5 protein-coding genes are annotated in these 3,319 nt (G+C 42.7%); 3 read left to right on the forward strand and 2 right to left on the reverse strand.

What is annotated here, in order from left to right:
• The first annotated feature begins 240 nt into the window (after positions 1-240).
• Positions 241-714 carry an NYN domain-containing protein gene (locus BCU12_RS09175; RefSeq protein ID WP_102404026.1) on the forward strand — a complete coding sequence of 158 codons (474 nt, stop codon included), beginning with the start codon at positions 241-243 and terminating at the stop codon, positions 712-714.
• Here BCU12_RS09175 and BCU12_RS09180 read toward each other — a convergent pair.
• Complete coding sequence (locus BCU12_RS09180; protein ID WP_102404027.1) at positions 703-885, reverse strand: DUF2986 domain-containing protein; 183 nt, start codon at positions 883-885, stop codon at positions 703-705. The genes BCU12_RS09175 and BCU12_RS09180 overlap by 12 nt on opposite strands.
• 89 nt (positions 886-974) lie before the next feature.
• Between BCU12_RS09180 and BCU12_RS09185 the strand changes: the two genes are divergently transcribed.
• Both BCU12_RS09185 and BCU12_RS09190 read left to right on the forward strand, forming a co-directional pair.
• Entirely contained in the window at positions 975-1,367 is a 393-nt protein-coding gene (locus BCU12_RS09185) for a nitrous oxide-stimulated promoter family protein (RefSeq protein ID WP_102404028.1), read from the forward strand.
• A 50-nt stretch (positions 1,368-1,417) separates the two neighbouring features.
• On the forward strand, positions 1,418-2,515 hold the full coding sequence (locus BCU12_RS09190; RefSeq protein ID WP_102404029.1) for a ketoacyl-ACP synthase III: 1,098 nt from the start codon (positions 1,418-1,420) through the stop codon (positions 2,513-2,515).
• Between the two features lie 132 nt (positions 2,516-2,647).
• Here BCU12_RS09190 and BCU12_RS23235 read toward each other — a convergent pair.
• Positions 2,648-3,319, reverse strand: a 672-nt coding sequence (locus tag BCU12_RS23235; RefSeq protein WP_157939867.1) for an endonuclease/exonuclease/phosphatase family protein, incomplete at its 5' end; no start/stop codon positions are given.

Here is a 3,319-nt window from a genome sequence, read left to right on the forward strand (position 1 = left end):
CCCGATGTATCGCTCCAATTAAAACGAAAGCTCTGACAGAAATGTCGGGGCTTTTTCGTTTTACTTTTTACAGGTTGTACTTATTGATAGTCAGTACTTTGGTTGTTAGAGATAGATTGGCAATAGTGCTAGATAACAACCGTACATAACCCCTAGTTTTGTTAGCAAGATAAAAGAGTCTTTTCTTTAATTTCTTCAAGGGTATAGAATACGCCTGTATTTCACTGACTTGGATGGTTCATGCAAAATATCGCAGTATTTGTAGACGTACAGAACGTTTATTACACCACACGCGACAAATACCGTCGTAACTTTGATTACAACCAATTCTGGTACATTGCGACACAGGGGTGTCAAGTATCGACGGCGAATGCCTACGCGATCTCTAGCACTGACCCGAAGCAGAGACAGTTCCATCATATATTACGTGGCATTGGCTTTACGGTTTGTTTGAAGCCGTTTATTCAGCGTAAAGATGGCAGTGCAAAAGGGGATTGGGACGTTGGTATTGCCTTAGATGCATTCGAGATAGCACCAAACGTAGACAAAATTATCTTAGTTTCTGGAGATGGGGATTTCTCGATTTTAGTCGATAGAATCAAATCTCGTTATAATAAGCCAGTTGAGGTCTATGGAGTACCGGGCCTAACATCTCAAGATTTGATCGAATCTGCTAATAGGTTCATTCCTATTGAAGATGATTTACTGCTCTAGTTGGTTTTGAGAGTCGCCTGTCGCTTCTGATACTTGATTGGCTTCTTCCGCTTCAATTTTCGCTCTTTCTGCTTTAGAGATGTAACGAGGCTTGTTGCTGCCATGTAATTTGGCATTTTGTTTTTTTTGTTTTTTCTTCAAGATTTCGTTAATTTTCTTTTTGCGATTCATAGGTAATGCCATATGGTGTTGTTTGGCTGGCGATAATAGAGTTTTTCACTTGAGACAGCAAGTTTGTATTATTTTCTCGGGGTCTAATTATGAGCACGAAACCTAGTAGTCTGCTGCAAGGAAGCTTACTCACAGAATTTCGAACCGTCAGTGCGATGATGGACATTTATTGCCGTGATCATCACTCTAGCAATGGCCTATGTCCAGATTGTTCCACATTATTAAGCTATGCTGAGACTAAGCTTGACCGGTGTCCTTATGGTCAAAGTAAACCAACATGTAATCGTTGTCCTATTCACTGTTATAAACCAGAACCTAAAGAACAAATGAGACAGATAATGCGATATGCCGGGCCTAGAATGTTATTGCCTCATCCAATACTCGCAATAAGGCACCTTCTTCACGAAAGAAAAGCGGTTCCCGCAAAGCCTTTACCTGATAGCTCAAACCGACACCAGCGCCAGTTAAATAGAAATAAATAGTCATTCAAGCGCTTTGAACTGACTCGTTAAAATAAGATTAAGGTCTACTAATGAAAAATGCCTACGCAGAAATAACCGGGTGGGGAAAATGTCTCCCACCTTCAATTCTTTCAAACAACGATCTAAGCACTTTCTTAGAAACGTCAGATGAATGGATTCGAACGCGTACAGGGATAGAGAATCGCCGTATTAGCCACGTAAATACATCCGATATGGCAACAGTAGCCGCCAAACATGCGTTAGCCTGCGCTGGATTAGAGGCGAATGATATCGATGTGCTTATTGTCTCGACATGTTCCCCTGATTCTTTATTACCAAACACGGCTTCCAAAGTATCTCAAAATTTAGGAATAAAAGCGGCCGCAGCGTTTGATCTCAATGCCGCGTGTACTGGCTTTGTATACGGTCTTGAAACAGCAACACGTCTGATTCAGGCGGGTAACTACAAAAATGCACTGGTCATCGGTGCGGAAAGGCTTTCATTTTTCATTGATTGGACGAAGCGAGACACCGCAGTGTTATTTGGCGATGGCGCCGGAGCAGTTGTCTTGTCGAAAACAGAAAGCCAAGTTGGCTTGCAAAAGGCAAGTATTGGTTGTGATGCGAAAGGAAGAGACATTCTTGCTGTGCCTAAGTTTGGTACTTCAATGGATCGTTTCGCTGCCGACAACGGGTACTGGGATTTTAATTTCATTGGCAAAGACATTTTTAAACGAGCAGTGAAAGGAATGGGGGCGGCGTCAAATTCGGTTTTGGCTCAATCTGAACTATCAACTGAAGATATTGATGTTGTCATTCCGCATCAAGCGAACATTCGAATCATTCAAACCTTGTGCGACATTGCAGGCATTGACCAAGATAAAGCCTTTGTAAACATTAACAACTATGGCAATACGTCTGCAGCAACAGTGCCAATCGCGTTATGTGAAGCTGTTGAGCAAGGTAAGATTAAACCGGATAACAATTTGCTCATGGCGGCATTTGGCGCGGGTCTAACTTGGGGCGCTGCCCATGTTAAATGGGGGCAACGCGTGACCCCTCTATCAACCAGTGATGCATGTTTGCCTAAGACGGATAAATCGGCGTTGGAGCTTCTAGAAGAAGCCATCGCTTTTTGCCAAGAAAAGAGCAAGACAGCGGACTTCTAACTTATATTGAGCGCTAGAAGTCAGAACAAAAGTGAACACAGCAGGTTGTAGGTGAGGTCATTATCATGGCTTCACCTTTTTTATATTCGTAATAAATCCCACCCTATTGTGATACTTACTTTCAAGCTTGTTTTATTCAGGTTTGAATCCAATCTGGGTTTTAATCATTAGATGATCGGAGCCTTTAACATGCTTCAACGCCTTCCGAGAACAGATAAACCAGTTGTTTTCATTGGATTTCAGCCAGAGATGGTCTATTGCGATCATTGTAAATGCGGGCGGCATAAAGTTTGAAAACCAGTTGGGCCATGAGGCGACAGGCACAGTATCGAAATCAGAAAATAATTGAGTAAACAGCTCACTTTTGGACGAGAGGTTGAAGTCGCCGACGATCAAGGTGTCGGGGAATGGATAGCGTGTAGTCATCGATTCAATGGCTCTTATTAAGGCGTTTCGTCGATACCACAGGGATTGATCTCTGGGAGATGGCGGATGTGCAGTAATTAAATGGATGGAGCGATTTTGCGTGACCTCCCATTCACCACTGATGATATTTTGCGCATCGGGTGTGTGGAACACTGATAATCCAGTTAAAGGCTGGCGGCTCAAAATCAATTGACTTGACGGGTAGCCAACACCTTCTTGTCCGCCATAGCGAAACGGATAGATATCATCGATCGAATATAACTTTTCCCCTAGCTCGGGAGACACTTCTTGCATGACTACCAAATCTGCAGGTGACCGTATCAATTCGTTTATAAAGCTGTTGATATTCGCATTGCCATAGTAAGCGTTGTATTGAAT

The organism is Vibrio sp. 10N.261.55.A7, assembly GCF_002877365.1.
In the GTDB taxonomy this organism is placed as follows: domain Bacteria; phylum Pseudomonadota; class Gammaproteobacteria; order Enterobacterales; family Vibrionaceae; genus Vibrio.